The organism is Bartonella sp. HY038 (assembly GCF_014117425.1).
Classification (GTDB): Bacteria; Pseudomonadota; Alphaproteobacteria; order Rhizobiales; family Rhizobiaceae; genus HY038.
Genome location: NZ_CP059725.1, coordinates 1,174,580 through 1,193,862 on the forward strand (window position 1 = coordinate 1,174,580; position 19,283 = coordinate 1,193,862).

Sequence of the window (19,283 nt, forward strand, 5' to 3'; positions counted from 1 at the left end):
AATTGTTGGATTAATAGAATCTCAATCAACATAACGGCATTTATGCAGTTTTAATGAATCAGCATTGGGCTTGTGCCAAAGGAATATTAGATGGAAAATTGTAAAGCATTTATCACCGGCGTTGCAGGTCTGTCATTAAATGATCAAGAGCGTGCCTTTATTAAAGAGCATAAGCCATGGGGATTTATTCTATTTGCACGCAATATTGACAATAGCGATCAATTATCTGCACTTACTGATGATATAAGACTTACATCTAATAATGAAAATGCTTTGATTTTTATAGATCAAGAAGGCGGAAGAGTTCAGCGTCTACGTCCACCACTCGCCCCTAATTATCCAACGGCAGCAGCTCTTGGTGATATTTACAATAAAGATCAAGATCAGGGCTTACGCGCAGCTTGGCTAATGTCGCGGCTTCATGCTTTTGATTTAAAAAAATATGGGATTAATGCTGATTGTTTGCCGCTTTTAGATGTGCCGGTTGCTGGCAGTCATGATGTTATTGGTTCGCGTGCCTATGGTCATACGCCTGAGATTGTCACCGCAATGGGTAAAGCTGCAGCACAAGGGCTTATTGATGGAGGTGTTTTGCCGGTTATGAAACATATACCTGGCCATGGCCGCGCCATGTGTGATACGCATTTGGCATTAGCGCGGGTAGAAGCTGATATTGATGAATTAAAGCAATCAGATTTCATTCCATTTAAGCAATTAGCGCATTTGCCAACCGCAATGACAGCCCATGTTGTCTATGAGGCAATTGATCAAGAACAAACTGCCACCCTATCATCAAAAGTTATTTCTGAAATTATTCGCGGCGATATCGGCTTTGATGGCTTGTTAATGACCGATGATTTATCCATGAAAGCACTATCTGGAACGATAGGTGATTTAGCTCAGCAAGCATTTATAGCCGGGTGTGATGTGGCTTTGCATTGTAATGGTAATTTTAGCGAAATGTTGGAAGTTGCTGGAAATAGCCCATATTTACAGGCAAAAGCCGCGCGAAGAGCTGCTTTTGCCGAAAGTTTTGTTTTAAATACGATAGCAGCGGATGAAAAAGAGCTACGGCAAGAATTTGCCAATTTTTTTCCAGAAACGCTAAATTTTTAATTATTTTATCTCGTTTAATCAATAGGCTATAAGGAATATTTGTTATTTGGCTTTAGCTGGAAAAACACCGCAATCTGATGCACCTCCCATGAGCGAATGGTGGGATGATGAAACGCGCGGTGTGAGTGAACCGGCATTGGTGGTGGATGTCCAAGGCTTTGAGGGGCCGATGGATCTTCTCTTGCATCTTTCGCGCACGCAAAAAGTCGATTTAACCCGTATTTCAATTGTCGCGCTGGTTGATCAATATTTACAGTTTATCAAACAAGCGCAACAGGTAAGATTGGAGTTGGCGGCTGATTATCTGGTTATGGCTGCTTGGCTTGCTTATTTAAAGTCACGGTTATTGGTTCCTAAAAAACAAGGGGAGCAAGAAGCAAGTGGTGAAGAAATGGCGGAAATGTTGCAATTTCGCTTGCGGCGGTTGGAAGCCATGCGCGATGCTGCTGGTAAATTGATTAATCGCAATCGTTTGGGGCGTGATGTTTTTAAACGTGGAGCGCCAGAAATGGTTGTGGTTGAGCGAAAAAATCGTTTCAATACGACACTGTATGAGTTGTTAACGGCCTATACCGGAATAAGGCAGCGACAAGCGGTCAGTCACGTTGAAGTTGGCAACCGTAAGGTTTGGCCACTTAAATATGCTCGGCAAATTTTAAGCCGTATGGTGGGTGATCTTTCACATGATTGGTTGGCGCTTGATCAATATTTGCTTCGTTTTATCAGTGATGACAAAGAGCGTAAGACAGCAATTGCCAGTGCTTTTGCAGCAAGTCTTGAAATGGTGCGTGAAGGGCAGGTAGAGCTGCGGCAAAGTGGGGCTTTTTTACCGCTTTATATGCGTGTTAAACAAGACGATAGAGATGAAGATAGGGAACAGCTTAGCAATGGTTGAAAAGCCCAAATTTGACAATTCGCCTTTGCTGTTACGGATGGTGGAGGCAATTCTTTTTGCATCATCCGAGCCCGTCTCGCGCAATGCTTTGGCGGAGCGATTACCAAAAAATAGCAATATTGATTCTATAATTAACGAGCTAACTGAAATCTATAGTGGTCGCGGTATTAATTTGTGCCTTGTTGGCAATGCATTTGCTTTTCGTACTGCTCCTGATTTAAGCTTTTTGTTATCTAAGGAAGAACAAACAGCGCGAAAGCTGTCACGTGCAGCCTTAGAAGTGTTGGCAATTATCGCTTATCATCAACCTGTAACGCGTGCGGAACTTGAGGATATACGCGGCGTTGAAACCTCAAAAGGAACACTTGATGTTTTGATGGAGACCGGTTGGATAAAAATTCGTGGTCGAAGACGAACACCCGGTAGACCCGTCACTTATGGTACAACCCAAGATTTTCTCGATCACTTCACTTTGCCCGATATTGGCGATTTGCCGGGTATGGAGGAGTTGAAAGGGGCGGGGCTATTATCCTCGCGTTTGCCTGAAAGCTTCACGATACCGATTCCATCCGTTCATGAAGATGAATTGAGTCTTGAAGAGGACCCTTACGAGGATATTGACTTGGAGCAGCTTGGGCTTTTACCGCCTAAAGATATGGAATAAGCTTTTTAGATCAATTACTATTGATATAGGCTAATAAAATTAACAAATTTGAATAGTAGCGTTTGAAACTTGGATAAAAAGCTTCTAAAGTGTTAAAGTTGAATTGTTGAAATAAGGAAATTGACGCAAATGGGTTTCGGTTCTATTTGGCATTGGATTGTTGTTTTAGTAATTGTGCTGTTATTGTTTGGCAGTGCTAAAATTCCTAATTTGATGGGTGATGTGGCAAAAGGTATTAAAAATTTCAAGTCCGGTATGAAGGATGATGAAGATGAGAAGCAAGCTGCTACAAAAACGATTGATGCTAAAACTGGTGAGACGGTAGACACCAATAAATCTTCGGTTGATGATAAAGTATCATAATATTAAAAATTTGCAGCTTTTGGGCTTGTGATTCATGCTGCATATAATGTTGCTCTGTTGGAATATTTGGTCATCTTTACTATTTAGTTGTATTCACTAATATAAGTAATTTTATTAAGTGGTTATAGCTGAACAATATTTTATTGCTGCATGAGGGTTGTTGATGTTTGGAATTGGTTGGTCTGAATTTTTAGTTATTGCTATTGTGGCAATAATTGTAATTGGACCAAAAGATTTGCCAAAGGTGATGCGTTCCTTTGGGAAAGCAACTGCAAAAATGCGCAGTACTGCAGCAGAGTTTCGTCAACAATTTGATGATGCAATGAAAGAGGCAGAGCTTGATGATGTAAAATCAGCGCTTGATGAGGTTCGCAATCTTGATCCAAGACGTAGTCTTACGCAGGTATTTGATCCATTTCGTGATGCTGCCAAAGATGTGAAACAATCACTAAGCCAAACGAGTGATGCATTAAAAGGTATTGCGTCTCCCTCCCTTGAAGATCAAGCAATTTTGGATAGTCGCAATTTATTGCCACCGACAAATTACCAAGGTGACGATAATTATCTGATGAGCGATAAGCCACAAAGTGTAAATCAGCAAGATCATTACGTATTTGATGCTTCATCGCGACGTAAAGGCAAGGCTGTAAAACATCATGCGAGCTTTGAAATGAAGCGTCCGGTGCGTAAGCATCGTTTGAAGCACAATAGCGGGCGTTTTTCACGCAATAGTCATGGAAAAAAAGCCGCCTATTATGTCGAGCGATCCGTAAAATCGGTGCCATTGGGTCAAATAATCAATAATAAGAATGGGGCGCAAAGTTCCGATGAGTGAGAGTAAAAAAATAGCAGCAGATAAAACAGAAGATATGGATGATAGTGCTGCACCCTTAATGGATCACTTGAATGAGCTGCGTTCAAGACTGATTTGGTGCATTGCAGCCTTTATGGTTGCTTTTGTTTTATGTTTTGCTTTTGCTGTCGATATTTTTAATTTTATTGTCCGCCCTATGCAATGGGCGATGGTTTGGCATGGTGATGACCCTGCTAACTTGACCTTGATATATACTGATTTATTTGAATTTGTTTTTGCAAAGATTAAAATTGCCGCTTTTGGTGGTGTGGTTATTGCCTTTCCTGTCATTGCTATACAGCTTTATCGTTTTATTGCGCCTGGTCTTTATAAAAATGAGCGCAATGCATTTTTACCATTTTTAATAGCTGGTCCCTTATTGTTTTTGGTCGGCGCAGCGGTCGCTTATTATCTTGCAACGCCGATGGTAAGTTGGCTTGCACTGTCTATGCAGCAAGTAGCGCCGGCGGGCGGTGATTTGCATGGTGCTGCTAAGATTGTTTTGTTGAACAAGGTATCAGAATATTTGAGACGGGTGATTTCTTTTGTGTTGGTTTTTGGTTTAATATTCCAAATGCCAATTGTCACAAGTCTACTGGTGAAAGTTGGTATACTATCAGCGCAAGGGCTTGCCAGTAAGCGCCGTTATGCAATTGTTGCTATGTTCGTTGTTGCGGCTATTGTCGCTCCGCCCGATGTATTGAGTCATATTACACTTGCACTTCCAATGGTGCTCCTTTACGAAATATCGATTATTATTGCACGCATGATTGAACGAGGACGAAAAGCAGACAACGATAGTAGTGCTTAATTGAATATTTGCTCTATCAAATAAGACCTGATGTTTCTCTTCAAATAAATAGCTTTATTATATGGTGAAAATTTATGCTTGATATTAAATGGATCAGAGAAAATCCGCAAAGCCTCGATGAGGCACTTCTAAAACGCGGCGCACCTGCGCAATCTGCAGAAATTATAGCTCTTGATGCCCAGCGTCGTGCCCATGTCTTTAACTTGCAAGAAATGCAAGAGCGCCGCAATGCTGCATCAAAAGAAATTGGTCAAGCAATGGCTAATGGCGATAAAGAACGTGCAGAAAAGCTAAAGGAAGAAGTTTCAGCTTTAAAGTCGGCCTTTAGTGAAGCAGAACAAGAAGAGCGCCGTTTAAATCAGGCGCTTGAAGATGTTTTATCTCGTACACCTAATATCCCGCTTGATGATGTGCCAGTTGGTCCTGATGAAAGTGCCAATGTTGAAGTGCGTAAATATGGTACGCCGCGTGAATTTTCTTTTGCACCAAAAGAGCATTTTGATATTGGTGAAGCATTAGGCGGTATGGATTTTGAACGGGCAGGGCGCATGTCTGGTGCGCGTTTTACCATCTTGTCTGGTATGTTGGCGCGTCTTGAGCGTGCGCTTGGCCAATTCATGCTTGATATTCATACCAATGAGCATGGCTACCGTGAAGTGTCAGCACCTATTCTTGTTCGTGATGATGCGCTTTATGGTACGTCGCAATTACCAAAATTTTCGGAAGATCTTTTTCAAACTACTGATGGTCGCTGGCTTATTCCTACAGCGGAAGTGCCGCTTACTAATTTGGTGCGTGAAGAGATTTTGGATGAAAGCATATTACCTTTACGATTTACCGCGTTAACACCTTGTTTCCGCTCAGAAGCGGGTTCTGCTGGTCGTGATACCCGCGGTATGCTGCGTCAGCACCAGTTCTGGAAAGTTGAAATGGTGGCAGTAACTGATCGTGATTCTTCATTGCTTGAATTAGAGCGTATGACGGAATGTGCAGAAGAAGTGCTAAAGCGTTTAGATCTTCCATTCCGTACGGTTGTGTTATGTACGGGCGATATGGGTTTTGGTTCTAAAAAGACCTATGATATTGAGGTTTGGTTGCCTGGTCAAAATGCTTATCGTGAGATTTCTAGTTGCTCGGTTTGTGGTGACTTTCAAGCGCGTCGTATGAACAGCCGTTATCGGGTAGAAGGTGAAAAGACCTTGCAATTTGTCCACACGTTAAATGGTTCGGGAACTGCTGTGGGACGTTGCCTTATTGCCGTACTGGAAAATTATCAGCAAGAAGATGGTAGCGTCATTATTCCTGATGCACTTATTCCTTATATGGGCGGTGTCACGCGTATTGCTGCCCTTTAATATCATCATGCTGTCATAAGTTGGCAGCATGTTTAATAAAGCATTATGCTGCTAATTAGCTTGTCTATTTTAAAATGAAGCCAACACTATTGTAATATGTCAGTTTATTCAATCTGTTGGCTTTATTCTAAACTTGCATGACCATTATAATTCTATTCAACTTAGATTTTTAAGAAATTCAAGGAGTTTCACATGCGGATTTTAATTACCAATGATGATGGTATCCACGCCGAAGGTTTAACCGTCCTTGAGGATATTGCGAGATCTTTAAGTGATGATGTGTGGGTTGTTGCTCCTGAAAAAGACCAAAGTGGTTTATCTCATTCCTTAACCCTTTCCGATCCCTTGCGCATGAGACAGATTGACGATCGTCATTTTTCTGTCCGTGGAACGCCAACCGATTGTGTCATTATGGCTATCAAGCATATTATGCCACAAGCCCCTGATATTGTTTTGTCTGGAGTGAATTCAGGCGGTAATCTTGCTGATGATGTTACTTATTCTGGTACTATTGCAGCTGCTATGGAAGGGACTTTATTGGGCGTGCGCTCTTTTGCTCTTTCGCAAGAATATGTAAGTGAGAATAATAATCGGATTATTCCATGGGATACAGCAAGGCAGCATGCGCCTGCTATTTTACAAAAATTGATCTCATTACCCTATAAGCAGGGTGTGTTGACTAATCTTAATTTTCCAGCTTGCGGGTCTAATGAGGTTACGGGTGTCGAAGTTACCCATCAAGGGCATATTGCCCATGATATTTATATTGATGAGCGCCATGATGGGCGCGGTTTCCCATATTTTTGGTTAAAGTTTTCGCGCAATAGAAATTTATGTGCAATTGGTAGTGATGCTTACGCGGTGGATAAGAAAAAGATTTCTATTACGCCTTTGCATCTTGATCTTACGGCGCAAGATGAAATTGCCGTTTTACAGAAAGCATTTTCTTAATCTTTTTTTATTGTTAAGTGCATTTTATATGTTTGAGCCAAAAGCACCGTTGATGCTTTTGGTTGTTGAAGTTGAAGAGTTAATAAGACTATGGCTGCTGAAAATAAGGTATTGTCGGAATATGAAGCTCTAGCAGGTTTAGCTTTGCGCATGCGTGCAAAGGGAATTGACCTTTCTGAGCTATTATTGGCATTGGAACAGACGCCGCGACGTAATTTTATGGATTCGGCTTTTAGTGATATTGCCTATAGTAATAGCGTTATACCCATTGAATGCGGCGAATATATTGAACGTCTTGATGAGCAATTGATTTTGATTAATACTCTGCAGCTTGAAAAAAAACATCGTGTTTTAGAAGTGGGTACGGGATCAGGTTTTACAGCAGCTTTGATGGCGCGCCTTGCTGGGCGTGTTACTACAATTGAACGTTATAAAACTTTATGTGACGAAGCACGTATACGATTTCAAAATCTAATGCTTGATAACATTATTTTACGGCAAACCGATGCCATGCGCGGCATTCCGGGTAATGGTCCATTCGACCGTATTATTATTTGGCCAGCAATGGTGAAGGAGCCTTTAGCCTTCATGGAAATGTTAGCAGGTAATGGTATTTTGCTCGTTCCACTTGGAGTGGATGATGGGGTGCAAACCATCATGCGTTATTCCAAAACGGGTACCAGATTTGAGCGGTCAGATATGTTTAGAGTACGTTATCAACCATTTATTGAGGGTGTCGCTGAAATTTTATGATTATTTTATGGCAAAATATAAGAAAAATTGCATTTTTTTGACATTTTTTTTCCAATCTTAACTCTCAAGTAAGATTAACCCTATTTAATGGCCTTGTCATTGATTATCGGGTACAGGCAAATCAGATGCATTTAAAAATAATTGATAAGGTTTCACGCCGCTATATTCAGGGGGCGGCACTCATAGTAATTACTGGTTTAGTTGCTGGTTGTAGTTCTGATACTATGCGGTTTACCGATGGTCTCTTTACAAATTCGACACCATCACAGCAAGCTGCAGTAAATCGTCCCATTCCGCAACAGCAGGCACAGCCGCAACAATTGCCGCCGCCAGTGCAAAGCGGAACTATCCAAAGCAATGCTTTGCCACCAGCGCAGCCACAATATCAAGCGTCGCAGCAGCCACAATATCAGGCTCCGCAACAGCCACAATATCAGGCGCCGGCGCAGCAATACCCACAGCAGCCAACACACCAATTGGCGCCGGGACAGGTTGCCGGTACTGGCGAGCCACCACGTAATCTTGGTACATTGCCGGCAAATGCTGTGCAAGGCGGTCACGCTTCATCAAGCGCTAATAATCGCAGCTATATCGTTCAAAGTGGTGATACTTTGACGCGTGTGGCTAATCGTAATGGTGTTAGCGTTAATGATATTAAAAATGCCAACGGGCTTTCAAGTGGTGCGATTCGTGTAGGTCAAAATTTAATTATTCCAGGTCGTGGTACAGGTAATCAAGGTACTGCTGTAGCGTCAGCTAATGCAGCTGTAACCCCAGTGAGTGTACCTCGTACGCAAGCTGGAAATCAACAAGTAGCTGCGGTGCGGCCAAATGCGCCTGCTGCGCAAGCCTCAACGTCTAATCAAAATACGGCTCAAGCTAGCAATCAAAGTAATGTGATTGACACGGTTGCTGTTCGTATGGATCAGCCAACCACTGCTCCTCAGCCAATTGCGCCAACACAACAACAAAATGCGACGAGCGGTCAAGCCCAACAGCCACCGCAAGCCCAAAATGCTGTTGCTTCAAAAAATGATTCTATTGCTCAAGCTGAGCAAGTTGCGGCTGTTGCACCGCAAGCAACAGGTATTTCGCAAATGCGTTGGCCTGCACGTGGACGTATTTTGAGCAGCTTTGGCCAAAGGGAAGGTACTGTTACCAATGATGGTTTAGATATCTTGGTTCCTGAAGGTACATCAGTACGCGCAGCAGAAAATGGCGTTGTTATTTATGCTGGTGATGGCTTGAAGGAATTTGGTAATACTGTACTTATCCGCCACGAAAATAATATTGTGACTGTATATGGGCATAATAGTAAAATTCTTGTAAAGCGTAACCAGCAAGTACGTCGCGGCGATGAAATTGCAAAGTCAGGTATGTCGGGCAATGCAGCCACACCTAAGCTACATTTTGAAGTGCGTAAAAATTCCGTGCCCGTAAATCCAGCGAAGTTTTTAGAAAACTAATGCAATGCGAGTATGATATTAGTGCATATAAGTTCATCGAAATAAGGTTGCAGATTACTTTGTTTACTACCCGATAATTATAAATAAAGTAGTTTAAAGCCTATATTTCGTATGTTAGTTTTTGTTTTAAAACGGTCTGATAGATTATCAGGCCGTTTTTTGTTTAAACTAGGGGATTTGCTTTCTATTTAAATTTTCTGTCATTTTACAAGGTCATTAAGACATGCTACTAGAGTGTAAGGCTTTTAAAAATGTTGGATTACGGCACCGCGCATGAAAAATAATGCTCTTTCTTTTCCTAATATATTGACTTATGCACGCATTATTGCTGTGCCGTTGGTGGTGTTGTGTTTTTTTCCTGAAGGAGAATTCAAATCATCAGATACCGCACATTGGGCGGCTTTCATTATTTTTGTAGTCGCTAGCATTACTGATTTTTTTGATGGCTATCTTGCACGCATGTGGAAGCAAACATCTAATATAGGCCGTATGCTTGATCCTATTGCTGATAAATTATTGGTATCGACTTGTCTTTTGCTGTTAGCTGCAAATGGAACGATTGCAGGATGGTCGCTTTGGGCCGCAATTATCATTCTTTGTCGTGAAATTTTGGTGTCGGGTTTAAGGGAATATTTGGCTGAATTGAAGGTCGGAGTTCCGGTATCGCGCCTTGCTAAATGGAAAACAACAGTTCAAATGATAGCGCTGATGATCTTGCTTATAGGGCAGGCAGGCGAGCCCTACTTCATTTACACAACACAACTTGGTCTTGTCTTATTGTGGATTGCAGCCATATTAACGTTAATTACTGGATGGGATTATTTTAGAGCTGGACTTAAACACATTATTTGACAACTAATTTGAATTTAGCATTTATTTTAGAGTAGTGTATTCTTAAAAAAAATTCATTGCCTATTTATATTAATTGCAGAAAACACCGTTAAGGAAAATTGTTATGAAACTCGTTTATTTTGCTTGGGTCAGAGAGAAAATTGGCACAGCAGAAGAAAAAATCGAATTGCCTGAAACGGTAACAAATGTCAGCGAGCTTTTTGAGTTTTTAAAAAACAGTGAAGAAAAATATGCCTCTGCTTTCGCAAATGAAGCTATTATAAATGTTGCAATTGATCATGAGCAAGTATCGCATGATACAGCAATTGTTGGGGCGCAAGAAATAGCTTTTTTCCCTCCAATGACGGGAGGATAATTATGATTGATAGCAAAGCTGTTGATATTTATGTCAGCATTCAAGACAAAGATTTTGATGTTAATTCTGAGATTGAACGGCTGACCAGTAAGAATAAGAATATTGGGGCTGTTGTTAGTTTTCTTGGTCTTTGCCGCGATGAAGCTGGTACATTAAAAGCGTTGGAACTTGAACATTATCCTAATATGGCTGACAAGCAAATTGAAAGGATGGCAAATAATGCTGCTCAACATTGGGAACTTGATGCAGTTACAGTCATTCATCGTTATGGATTGATTGGGGTGGGGGAGAATATTGTTCTGGTTATAACAACCTCTAAACATCGCACTGCTGCATTTCAAGCGGCAAATTTTATTATGGATTACTTAAAAACTGATGCCCCTTTTTGGAAGAAGGAGCATAAGAAAGATGGTAGTACTGGTAGTTGGGTTGAGGCAAAGCAGGATGATCGGTTAAAACGCGATCATTGGCAAAACGGTTGATTTCAATTTTATCGTAAAATAGTATATTAAAGCTATTTTTATCTTATGTGATATTATGTAAAAATCGTCTTTCCCTTTGCTTGGAAATGATTTAATGAAATCATGTTTTATAATGTTCTGTGATGTTCATTTAAAAATAGAGGCAACCAACCACCAAGAAATAATGTATTAAACATTTTTCTAACAATATAGTAAGGTTTTTTATATATCCTTTTTGGATTATTTAAGACTAATTAATGATTGAGTATGCTTACATGTTATGTGTTTTAAATTTGTAAGAGCACATAAAATAAATATTTTTATTGGTGTTAATTTTTTAACATCATTTTACGCAATAAATGTTGCGTGATTCGAGCAGGAGTTCTTATGTCAGCTTTTGGAAATTTTTTTAAATCCGTGAATAAAGCAATTTGTGCTATCTCTATGACTGGATTGCTTGTTTCCCTGGGTATGGCACCTGTGATAGCTTTTGCACAGCCTGCTAGTCAACAAGACGTACCACAAAACCAAAACTTTGGCTCTTGGACAAAAGTATGTAGTCAACCATCTGGCACACCTAATATCCAATGCGAAATTACGCAAAGTGCTCGCGCTAAGGATCGTCCAGACATTTCTTTTCGCGTTTCGTTCATAAAAAGGCCAGCAAAGGATCAAGGTACTTTACTGCGTGTTATTGTTCCTATTCGCGTAGAGCTACAACTCGGTATTGGTATTATGATTGATGGCACAACCGATATGGGACATATGCCGTATCGCCGTTGTTTGGGTGATAGTTGTGTTGCTGAGGTATTGCTCAATAATACCGAACTTGCTTCATTCCTCAACGGTAAGAATGCAACCTTTTATGTCTTTACCACCCCACAAGATGGTGTTGGTGGTATCATTAACCTTGATGGTGTAAAAGCGGGTTATAACGCATTACCTTAGAAGCATTTTAAAAATTTTTTATGGCTGTTTAATTTAAATAGTACGGACAGAAGAGCGTTTTATACATTAAATTGTGTTAAAATGCTCTTTTGTGTTTTAGTTGGGCATGTAATTATTTTTAATATATAAACTTTGCTGCTTAGCAATTTTTATATAAGATGAAGTCTCTCCGTGCTTGCGTAGTGGTCCAGTATTTTTTACATTCTTGTCAAAAATTCTTTTGATTGTGTTTTATATCTTTTGCCTTGTTTCTTTTCTTGTATTAAAACAAAGCTAAGAGCACTTAACATTCGTTAATCCGGATTTATTTAATTCCATTAGATTAAAATGCAAATAATAGTATTTTTACCGTCTTATGCGGTTATAGGAAATAGTCATGTCCACTGAAATAATTATTGCTCCTTCTATTCTAGCATCTGACTTTTCAAAGCTTGGTCAAGAGGTAAAAGATGTTGTATCCGCTGGGGCGGATTGGATACATATTGATGTAATGGATGGACATTTTGTTCCAAATATTACTTTCGGACCTGATGTGGTGAAAGCCATTCGCCCTTTAACTGATGCTGTTTTTGACACTCATTTGATGATTGCTCCATGCGATCAATATATTGAGGCTTTTGCCAAGGCAGGTTGTGATATTATAACTATCCATGCTGAAGCAGGTCCACATTTGCATCGCTCACTGCAAACTATTCGCAGTTTGGGAAAAAAGGCTGGCGTAGCGCTTAATCCGGCTACACCTGAAAGCGTTCTTGAATATATCCTTGATGATGTTGATCTTGTTTTGGTCATGAGCGTAAATCCCGGCTTTGGTGGTCAAAGTTTTATCTCATCAAGCTTAGACAAAATTTCTCGTGTAAAAGCACTAATTGGCAATCGTCCTATTGATATTGAAGTGGATGGTGGAGTGTGTCCACAAAATGCTGAAACTATCGCGCATGCAGGTGCCAATGCTCTCGTTGCAGGATCCGCTATCTATAAAGGAGGGGATACCACAACCTATGGTCCGCGTATCAGTGATATTCGTAATGCTGCAAAAAGCGGAATTTCAAAGTGGCGTTCATAGACTATGAGACGTCGAAATTTTCGATATTACGAACTATTTTAGTGTAAGTTAAAATTATTCCCCTTGTAAAACAGGAAAGAAAAAAATGATCCCTCGTTACTCCCGCCCCGATATGGTTGCTATCTGGTCTCCAGAAACGAAATATCGTATTTGGTTTGAAATTGAGGCTTACGCATGTAATGCTTTGGCTGAAATTGGTGTTATTCCAAAAGAATCTGCCAAAATTATTTGGGAAAAGGGATCGGCGGCTGTTTTTGATGTTGCTCGTATTGATGAAATTGAAGCAATCACCAAGCATGATGTGATTGCGTTTTTGACCCATCTTGCTGAGTTCGTTGGTCCTGATGCTCGCTTTATCCACCAAGGTATGACGTCTTCGGATGTTCTTGATACGACTTTAAATGTTCAATTGATGCGTGCGAGCGACATTTTATTGGATGATTTAGATAAGCTTCTTGCTGCATTAAAGAAACGCGCTTTTGAACATAAGAATAGTGTCACTATTGGTCGTAGCCATGGTATCCATGCCGAACCCACAACATTTGGTGTGAAATTGGCGCAAGCCTATGCGGAGTTTAGCCGTTGCCGAGTTCGTCTTGCCGCAGCAAAAGAGGAAATCGCAACTTGCGCAATTTCTGGCGCAGTTGGCACTTTTGCGAATATTGATCCACGCGTTGAGGAATATGTTGCAAAAGCGCTTGGTATGCGCCCTGAGCCGGTTTCAACTCAGGTTATTCCACGTGATCGTCATGCAATGTTCTTTGCAACTCTTGGTGTTATTGCTTCATCGGTTGAGCGTCTATCAATTGAAATTCGCCATTTGCAGCGTACCGAAGTGCTGGAAGTGGAAGAGTATTTTTCTCCCGGACAAAAGGGCTCTTCCGCAATGCCACACAAACGTAATCCAGTATTAACTGAAAATCTTACTGGTCTTGCGCGGATGGTACGTTCTTATGCTATGCCAGCTATGGAAAATGTCGCCCTTTGGCATGAGCGTGATATTTCCCACTCATCGGTTGAGCGTTATATTGGTCCAGATGCAACCATTACTCTCGATTTTGGATTGGCTCGCCTTACGGGTGTTATTGAAAAGCTTCTGGTTTATCCAGAAAATATGATGAAGAATTTAAACAAATTCCGTGGCCTCGTTCATTCGCAGCGTGTTCTTCTAGCCTTAACCCAAGCAGGTGTTAGCCGTGAAGATTCCTATCGCCTTGTTCAACGTAATGCCATGCGCGTTTGGGAAGAGGGCAAAGATTTCTTAGAAGAACTGCTTCAGGATGAAGATGTTCGCAATGCATTGTCAGAAGAAGAAATTCGTGAAAAGTTTGATCTTGGTTATCATACTAAGCAAGTTGATACCATTTTTGATCGTGTTTTTGGTGAACATTAAGTCATTCTAGGTGACGATAAATATTTAAGTGAAGTGATTCTTATGGGCGTATCTAGCATTTTATAAAATGTTAGATACGCTTTTTGCATTCAAGATGAAGGGCATAATTAAAGGGAATATTGAAATTCATTTGGTTCTTTGCATGTTTCTTCTGAAAAGTAGTTAATCTATTTATTTTATTAAATAAATTTATCATTAAAAAGATTTTACATTAATTTTTATGAGCTCAATATTGTCTCTTGTATCACTATGGCGTTAGTCAGAAAAAATCATTTCACATGGTTTTTCAATTTGAAAAAATATTTCATTATTAAATCGGGTGAATGTCAGGCTTTTGCCTTGATTTAGTGCTTAATTAACTCTGTTCTCTTATACTTGAGAAATTCTGGCTGTATTTTTGTGATGAATATGCCGTTTTGGATCAAGTAAATGGAATAAAGGTTTTGCTATTATTTGTACAAGCTACCTTTATAGTTTTGTTTGGTTTTAAGCCATTTTTATTCGTTAGGGTTAAGAGCTATTTTGAATAATTTTAATAAGATATCTTGGTATCTTTTAGGTTTTTCTTAATGGAAAAATTATCTTAATAAATTGATAATAAGCCAAGCAGTTGTTAATTGTATAGGGACGAGCTGCATTATATGAAGCGTAGATTGATCACTTTTGTTTCTTTTGGTGTTGTTTTAACTGCATTTTTGCAGTTAGGTAAAGACCATCTATCTGATGGCTACACTCAAATGAGTGGTGTTAGCCATGCACATGCAGCTAATGCAGAAAAACAAATTTTTGGACAAGTTCATTATGAACAGGCCAGTAGCTTGCCTAGTCAAGCTAGCTTGCTTGTTCAACTCGTTGACCAAACTGTAGCAGGTTCGCAAAAAGTGGTGAGCGAAACACGTTCCCCTGCAAGTAGTTCTGGAAAAACTGAATTTAAACTACCTGTTGACCTTAATGACTTAGATAATGCGCATAAATATAGTTTGAAGGCGCGTATTTCTGTGGGGGATTCACTTATTTATGTGAGTGAAACGCCCACAATGGTAGATCACAAGCAGGCTGGGTATATCATGCGCCTTGCCTCCATTGGCCAACCAATGCCTATTGTAAATAAGCAAAAGGGAATAGTTGGTTCTGAATGGATAGCCCGCGAAATCAATGGCATACAAATATCGCAGGGAACAAATGTAAGTTTGACAGTTAATAGTTCCGTCCAGGCACCAGCGTTAGGGCTAGATAATAGCGCAGCAGTTTCTAGTCGGTTTAGTGTGAATGGTTCGGGTGGCTGCAATCGCTTTTTTTCGGTAGCGCTTATAAATGAAAACAGTAATGCTTTAACCTTTGATCCGCTTGGAATGACATTCATAAGTTGCCCTGAAGTTGTTACTGATCAGGAAAATCGCTTTGTTAATATGATGTCCAAAGTAAGAAGCTATGAAGTAGACAAAGACAATACGCTTAATCTTAAAGACCAGCACAATCGCGTTATTGCTCGTTTTGTTACCAATAACTCTATTTAAAGCACTGTTTTGCATTTGAAGGTTATTTTATTTACATATATACCTAAAACTTTATTGCATGGCCTCACAATATTGTTTTTTAAAAGTTGGAACTTGCATCAAATATATTGATATAAAAAAAGCCTGATTTTTCAATCAGGCTTTTCATGTATTAATGCAGCTTAACGCTGTGATAATTATCCAACTACTTCAGTTTGTGAGAACCAATAAGCGATTTCTTCACTTGCAGTTTCAACAGCATCTGAACCGTGAACTGAATTTTCGCCAATTGACAAAGCATGTGCTTTGCGAATCGTACCTTCTTCTGCATTTGCAGGATTAGTGGCACCCATCAATTCGCGATATTTTGCAATTGCGTTTTCACCTTCAAGAACCTGCACAACTGTTGGTCCAGAAGACATAAATTCAGTCAATTCTTGAAAGAAAGGACGCTCTTTATGCACTGCATAAAAGCCTTCTGCTTCGCGCAAGCTCATCCATACGCGCTTAGAAGCAACAACTTTCAATCCAGCTTCTTCAATCATAGCTACGATAGCGCCAGTAATATTGCGGCGGGTTGCATCAGGTTTAATCATCGAAAATGTGCGTTCAATAGCCATTTTTTCGCCCTTTATAAGTTAAAATCAACATCATCTGTGGTATAGCGATCTTCGTTATGCTTGCCAAGAGAAGCTAGAAGACTTATATCACTTTCAACATTGTTTTTATACTGCAAAGCTTTAAAATGTGAAGCTAAGTGTGATTTAAACCCCTATCACAGATAAAATGTACCAGTTTAGCTTTTATGTGGAAGCTTATGGACATTTTCAGTTTTATAACCAGACGAATAGTAAAAGGCCGGCTTGAAATGTTGATTTTAGATGATGTTACCCTGCGAATGGCTGGCAAATTGTTGATTGATCATAGTAGCGCAATCTTACCTGAAGGATCTAAAACCGGCTTTGTTGGACATAATGGCACTGGAAAGTCAACTTTGTTTAAAGCAATTGTTGGCGAACTTAGTACTGAAACTGGGAAAATAGTATTGCCGAAAGGTGCTAAAATCGGACAAGTTGCGCAAGAAGCACCTGCTACTGAACAATCGCTAATCGATATTGTATTGGAAGCGGATAAAGAGCGTAGTGCTTTGATGCAGGAAGCTGAAACCGCAACAGATCCAATGCGCATTGCTGAAATACATATCAGGCTTGCTGATATTGATGCCCATTCAGCAGAAGCGCGTGCTTCGACCATTTTGTCCGGCCTTGGTTTTGATAATGAGGCGCAATTACGCCCAGCATCATCTTTTTCTGGTGGTTGGCGTATGCGTGTTGCGCTTGCGGCTGTTTTATTTGCCGAACCTGATATTTTGCTATTGGACGAACCTACTAATTACCTCGATCTTGAAGGGATAATGTGGCTTGTAGATTACATTAAGAAATATCCCCATACTGTTGTTATTATTAGCCATGATAGAGATCTTTTGAATAGTGCTGCCACATCCATCTTACATCTAGAAAACCAAAAACTCACCTTTTGGCGGGGTAATTATGACCAATTTGAACGCCAGCGTGCTGAAACAATGGAACTTCAGCAAAAGCAAGCAGTAAAGCAAGAAGCGAAAAAAAGCCATATGGAAGCCTTTGTTGCGCGGTTTCGTGCCAAGGCTACCAAGGCGAAGCAAGCGCAATCACGCTTAAAGGCTCTTGAAAAATTAAAGCCCATTACTGTTTGGAAAAGCGAAGGTGTGGAGCCATTTAGTTTCCCCGATGCTGAAAAAGTTGCTGCTTCTCCCATTATTGCGCTTTCAAATGTCAATGTAGGGTATGAACCACACAAACCGATATTAAAAAATCTCGATTTACGAATCGATAATGATGACCGTATTGCCCTTTTGGGTTCGAACGGCAACGGTAAATCAACTTTTGCTAAGCTTATTGCAGGTCGATTAAAGGGGGAGAGTGGAACCATCACACTGTCGCCAAATTTAAAAGTGGCCTTTTTTGCACAACATCAATTAGATGATCTATATCCAGAAGAAAATGCTATTGAGCATGTGCGCCGGTTGATGCCACAAGAGCCAGAAGCTAAAATTCGCTCTCGTGTGGCGCGAATGGGGCTTTCAACTGCTAAAATGATGACCAAGGCAAAAGAATTATCAGGTGGTGAAAAAGCGCGACTTTTAATGGGGCTAGCAACTTTTGATGGTCCTAATCTTTTAATTCTCGATGAGCCGACTAACCATTTGGATATTGATAGTCGAGCTGAACTCGTTGAGGCATTAAACGAATTTAATGGTGCAGTTATTCTTATTGCCCATGATCGTCATTTGATTGACGCAACAATGGATCGCCTTTGGATTGTTCGTGATGGCGGCGTTGGTGTATATGAAGGTGATATGGACGCCTATAGGGCAGAGGTTTTAAACTCAAATAAATCTTCTAACTCTAAAAAAAGAGTAAGCGCAGAAACGGATAAGCCAAAAAACGATCAACGAAAAATTAATGCGGATAAGAGGCAGGCTCTTGCGCCGTTACGAAAAGAAATTCAAAAATTTGAAGCAGATATAGAAAAGTTACAACGAAAAATATCTAAATTAGACATCGAATTGGGTGAAGGTGATCTTTATCATTCAGCGCCTGATCAAGCGACAAAAAAAACGATAGAGAGATCTAGCTATATTAATCAGTTAGAAGAAGCCGAAAATAAATGGTTATTACTGACTGAAGAATATGAAGCCGCTATTGCGGAGTGATGTGTAAGACCAAAAGTATATATTAAAACGGCGGTTAAATATCGTTTTTCAATATGCCATTGCAATCATTAGAAATGGTTATCGGGGCTGCACCAGATGAATGAGAAAGTTTACTGGTATAGGTATAAGAAAGCGTCGCTTATTTATTTGATTTCAATTTCAAGGAATTTACCTATTACTATCAAAGACTTCGTGTGCTGATTGCCTATCAAACACAGCAAGAAGTGGGTGAAGTTTTTGACGGTGAGATTGAGGTTGATGAGGATTATTTGGGTGGTGAACGCAAGAGTAATCGTGGACGTGGAGCAGGTGGCAAACTTCCTGCTTTTAGTTTTCTCAAGCTCGGCGGATGTGTGTATACGAAGATTATTCTTGATGTATCAAATGCCAGTTTATTGCCCATCATTAAATGCGAAGTTGTACCCGATAGTATTATCTATAGCAACTATTGGCAAGGATATAATGGCTTGGATATATCAGAGTTTAAACATTATTGCATCAACCATTTAAAACTGTTTGTAGACAAAAGCAATCACATCAACGGCATTGAGAATTTTTGGAACCAAGCCAAACGACATATGCGTAAATTTAATGGTTTACTAAGAAAAAATTTTGGACCTTTTTCAAAGGAATATGAGTGGCGATTTAACAGCCTATTGCCGAAAGCGAAATTAAAACTGATTAAACAATGGGTTAAACAATTTATGGGTTGATTAAATGGTATAGCCGC

At 40.0% G+C, this 19,283-nt stretch carries 20 protein-coding genes; 19 read left to right on the top strand and 1 reads right to left on the bottom strand.

Annotation, left to right across the window (positions count from 1 at the left end; translation table 11 throughout):
- Nucleotides 1-90: 90 nt before the first annotated feature.
- From nagZ to H3299_RS05060, 17 genes are all read left to right on the top strand, one after another.
- The gene (gene nagZ, locus H3299_RS04980) at nucleotides 91-1,116 is read left to right on the top strand and encodes a beta-N-acetylhexosaminidase (protein WP_182419189.1); all 1,026 of its coding nucleotides are present in this window, start codon (nucleotides 91-93) and stop codon (nucleotides 1,114-1,116) included.
- Nucleotides 1,117-1,204: 88 nt separating this feature from the next.
- Nucleotides 1,205-2,011 (top strand): ScpA family protein, encoded by an 807-nt coding sequence (locus tag H3299_RS04985; protein ID WP_182419656.1) that lies wholly within the window; start codon nucleotides 1,205-1,207, stop codon nucleotides 2,009-2,011.
- Nucleotides 2,004-2,675: an SMC-Scp complex subunit ScpB gene (gene scpB / locus H3299_RS04990; RefSeq protein WP_246708148.1), complete on the top strand. Its 672-nt coding sequence runs from the start codon at nucleotides 2,004-2,006 to the stop codon at nucleotides 2,673-2,675. The genes H3299_RS04985 and scpB overlap by 8 nt, the downstream gene beginning before the upstream one ends.
- 129 nt (nucleotides 2,676-2,804) lie before the next feature.
- Complete coding sequence (locus tag H3299_RS04995; protein WP_182419191.1) at nucleotides 2,805-3,038, top strand: twin-arginine translocase TatA/TatE family subunit; 234 nt, start codon at nucleotides 2,805-2,807, stop codon at nucleotides 3,036-3,038.
- Nucleotides 3,039-3,201: 163 nt separating this feature from the next.
- The gene (gene tatB / locus H3299_RS05000; protein ID WP_182419192.1) at nucleotides 3,202-3,873 is read left to right on the top strand and encodes a Sec-independent protein translocase protein TatB; all 672 of its coding nucleotides are present in this window, start codon (nucleotides 3,202-3,204) and stop codon (nucleotides 3,871-3,873) included.
- Nucleotides 3,866-4,702, top strand: coding sequence for a twin-arginine translocase subunit TatC (tatC, locus tag H3299_RS05005; RefSeq protein WP_182419193.1), 837 nt, complete (start codon nucleotides 3,866-3,868; stop codon nucleotides 4,700-4,702). The genes tatB and tatC overlap by 8 nt, the downstream gene beginning before the upstream one ends.
- 74 nt (nucleotides 4,703-4,776) lie before the next feature.
- Nucleotides 4,777-6,057: a serine--tRNA ligase gene (serS, locus tag H3299_RS05010; protein WP_182419194.1), complete on the top strand. Its 1,281-nt coding sequence runs from the start codon at nucleotides 4,777-4,779 to the stop codon at nucleotides 6,055-6,057.
- Between the two features lie 192 nt (nucleotides 6,058-6,249).
- On the top strand, nucleotides 6,250-7,008 hold the full coding sequence (surE, locus tag H3299_RS05015; protein WP_182419195.1) for a 5'/3'-nucleotidase SurE: 759 nt from the start codon (nucleotides 6,250-6,252) through the stop codon (nucleotides 7,006-7,008).
- 90 nt (nucleotides 7,009-7,098) lie between these two features.
- Nucleotides 7,099-7,761: a protein-L-isoaspartate(D-aspartate) O-methyltransferase gene (locus H3299_RS05020; protein WP_182419196.1), complete on the top strand. Its 663-nt coding sequence runs from the start codon at nucleotides 7,099-7,101 to the stop codon at nucleotides 7,759-7,761.
- A gap of 125 nt (nucleotides 7,762-7,886) precedes the next feature.
- The gene (locus H3299_RS05025) at nucleotides 7,887-9,227 is read left to right on the top strand and encodes a peptidoglycan DD-metalloendopeptidase family protein (protein WP_182419197.1); all 1,341 of its coding nucleotides are present in this window, start codon (nucleotides 7,887-7,889) and stop codon (nucleotides 9,225-9,227) included.
- 273 nt (nucleotides 9,228-9,500) lie between these two features.
- A complete protein-coding gene (pgsA, locus tag H3299_RS05030) occupies nucleotides 9,501-10,079 on the top strand; it encodes a CDP-diacylglycerol--glycerol-3-phosphate 3-phosphatidyltransferase (RefSeq protein ID WP_182419198.1) in 579 nt (192 codons plus the stop codon).
- 103 nt (nucleotides 10,080-10,182) lie between these two features.
- Nucleotides 10,183-10,434: a molybdopterin converting factor subunit 1 gene (moaD, locus tag H3299_RS05035; protein ID WP_182419199.1), complete on the top strand. Its 252-nt coding sequence runs from the start codon at nucleotides 10,183-10,185 to the stop codon at nucleotides 10,432-10,434.
- A gap of 2 nt (nucleotides 10,435-10,436) precedes the next feature.
- On the top strand, nucleotides 10,437-10,916 hold the full coding sequence (locus H3299_RS05040; RefSeq protein ID WP_182419200.1) for a molybdenum cofactor biosynthesis protein MoaE: 480 nt from the start codon (nucleotides 10,437-10,439) through the stop codon (nucleotides 10,914-10,916).
- A 366-nt stretch (nucleotides 10,917-11,282) separates the two neighbouring features.
- Nucleotides 11,283-11,843, top strand: coding sequence for an invasion associated locus B family protein (locus H3299_RS05045; protein WP_182419201.1), 561 nt, complete (start codon nucleotides 11,283-11,285; stop codon nucleotides 11,841-11,843).
- Between the two features lie 376 nt (nucleotides 11,844-12,219).
- The gene (gene rpe / locus H3299_RS05050; protein WP_182419202.1) at nucleotides 12,220-12,909 is read left to right on the top strand and encodes a ribulose-phosphate 3-epimerase; all 690 of its coding nucleotides are present in this window, start codon (nucleotides 12,220-12,222) and stop codon (nucleotides 12,907-12,909) included.
- An 85-nt stretch (nucleotides 12,910-12,994) separates the two neighbouring features.
- On the top strand, nucleotides 12,995-14,302 hold the full coding sequence (gene purB / locus H3299_RS05055) for an adenylosuccinate lyase (RefSeq protein ID WP_182419203.1): 1,308 nt from the start codon (nucleotides 12,995-12,997) through the stop codon (nucleotides 14,300-14,302).
- Nucleotides 14,303-14,943: 641 nt separating this feature from the next.
- The gene (locus H3299_RS05060; RefSeq protein ID WP_182419204.1) at nucleotides 14,944-15,819 is read left to right on the top strand and encodes an META domain-containing protein; all 876 of its coding nucleotides are present in this window, start codon (nucleotides 14,944-14,946) and stop codon (nucleotides 15,817-15,819) included.
- Nucleotides 15,820-15,995: 176 nt separating this feature from the next.
- Here H3299_RS05060 and ndk read toward each other — a convergent pair whose 3' ends face one another.
- The gene (gene ndk / locus H3299_RS05065; protein ID WP_182419205.1) at nucleotides 15,996-16,418 is read right to left on the bottom strand and encodes a nucleoside-diphosphate kinase; all 423 of its coding nucleotides are present in this window, start codon (nucleotides 16,416-16,418) and stop codon (nucleotides 15,996-15,998) included.
- 248 nt (nucleotides 16,419-16,666) lie between these two features.
- Here ndk and abc-f point away from each other — a divergent pair, with 248 nt between their 5' ends.
- Nucleotides 16,667-18,553: a ribosomal protection-like ABC-F family protein gene (gene abc-f / locus H3299_RS05070; RefSeq protein WP_182419206.1), complete on the top strand. Its 1,887-nt coding sequence runs from the start codon at nucleotides 16,667-16,669 to the stop codon at nucleotides 18,551-18,553.
- A 194-nt stretch (nucleotides 18,554-18,747) separates the two neighbouring features.
- Nucleotides 18,748-19,266, top strand: coding sequence for an IS1595 family transposase (locus H3299_RS05075; protein WP_182419207.1), 519 nt, complete (start codon nucleotides 18,748-18,750; stop codon nucleotides 19,264-19,266).
- The last annotated feature ends 17 nt before the right edge of the window (nucleotides 19,267-19,283 follow it).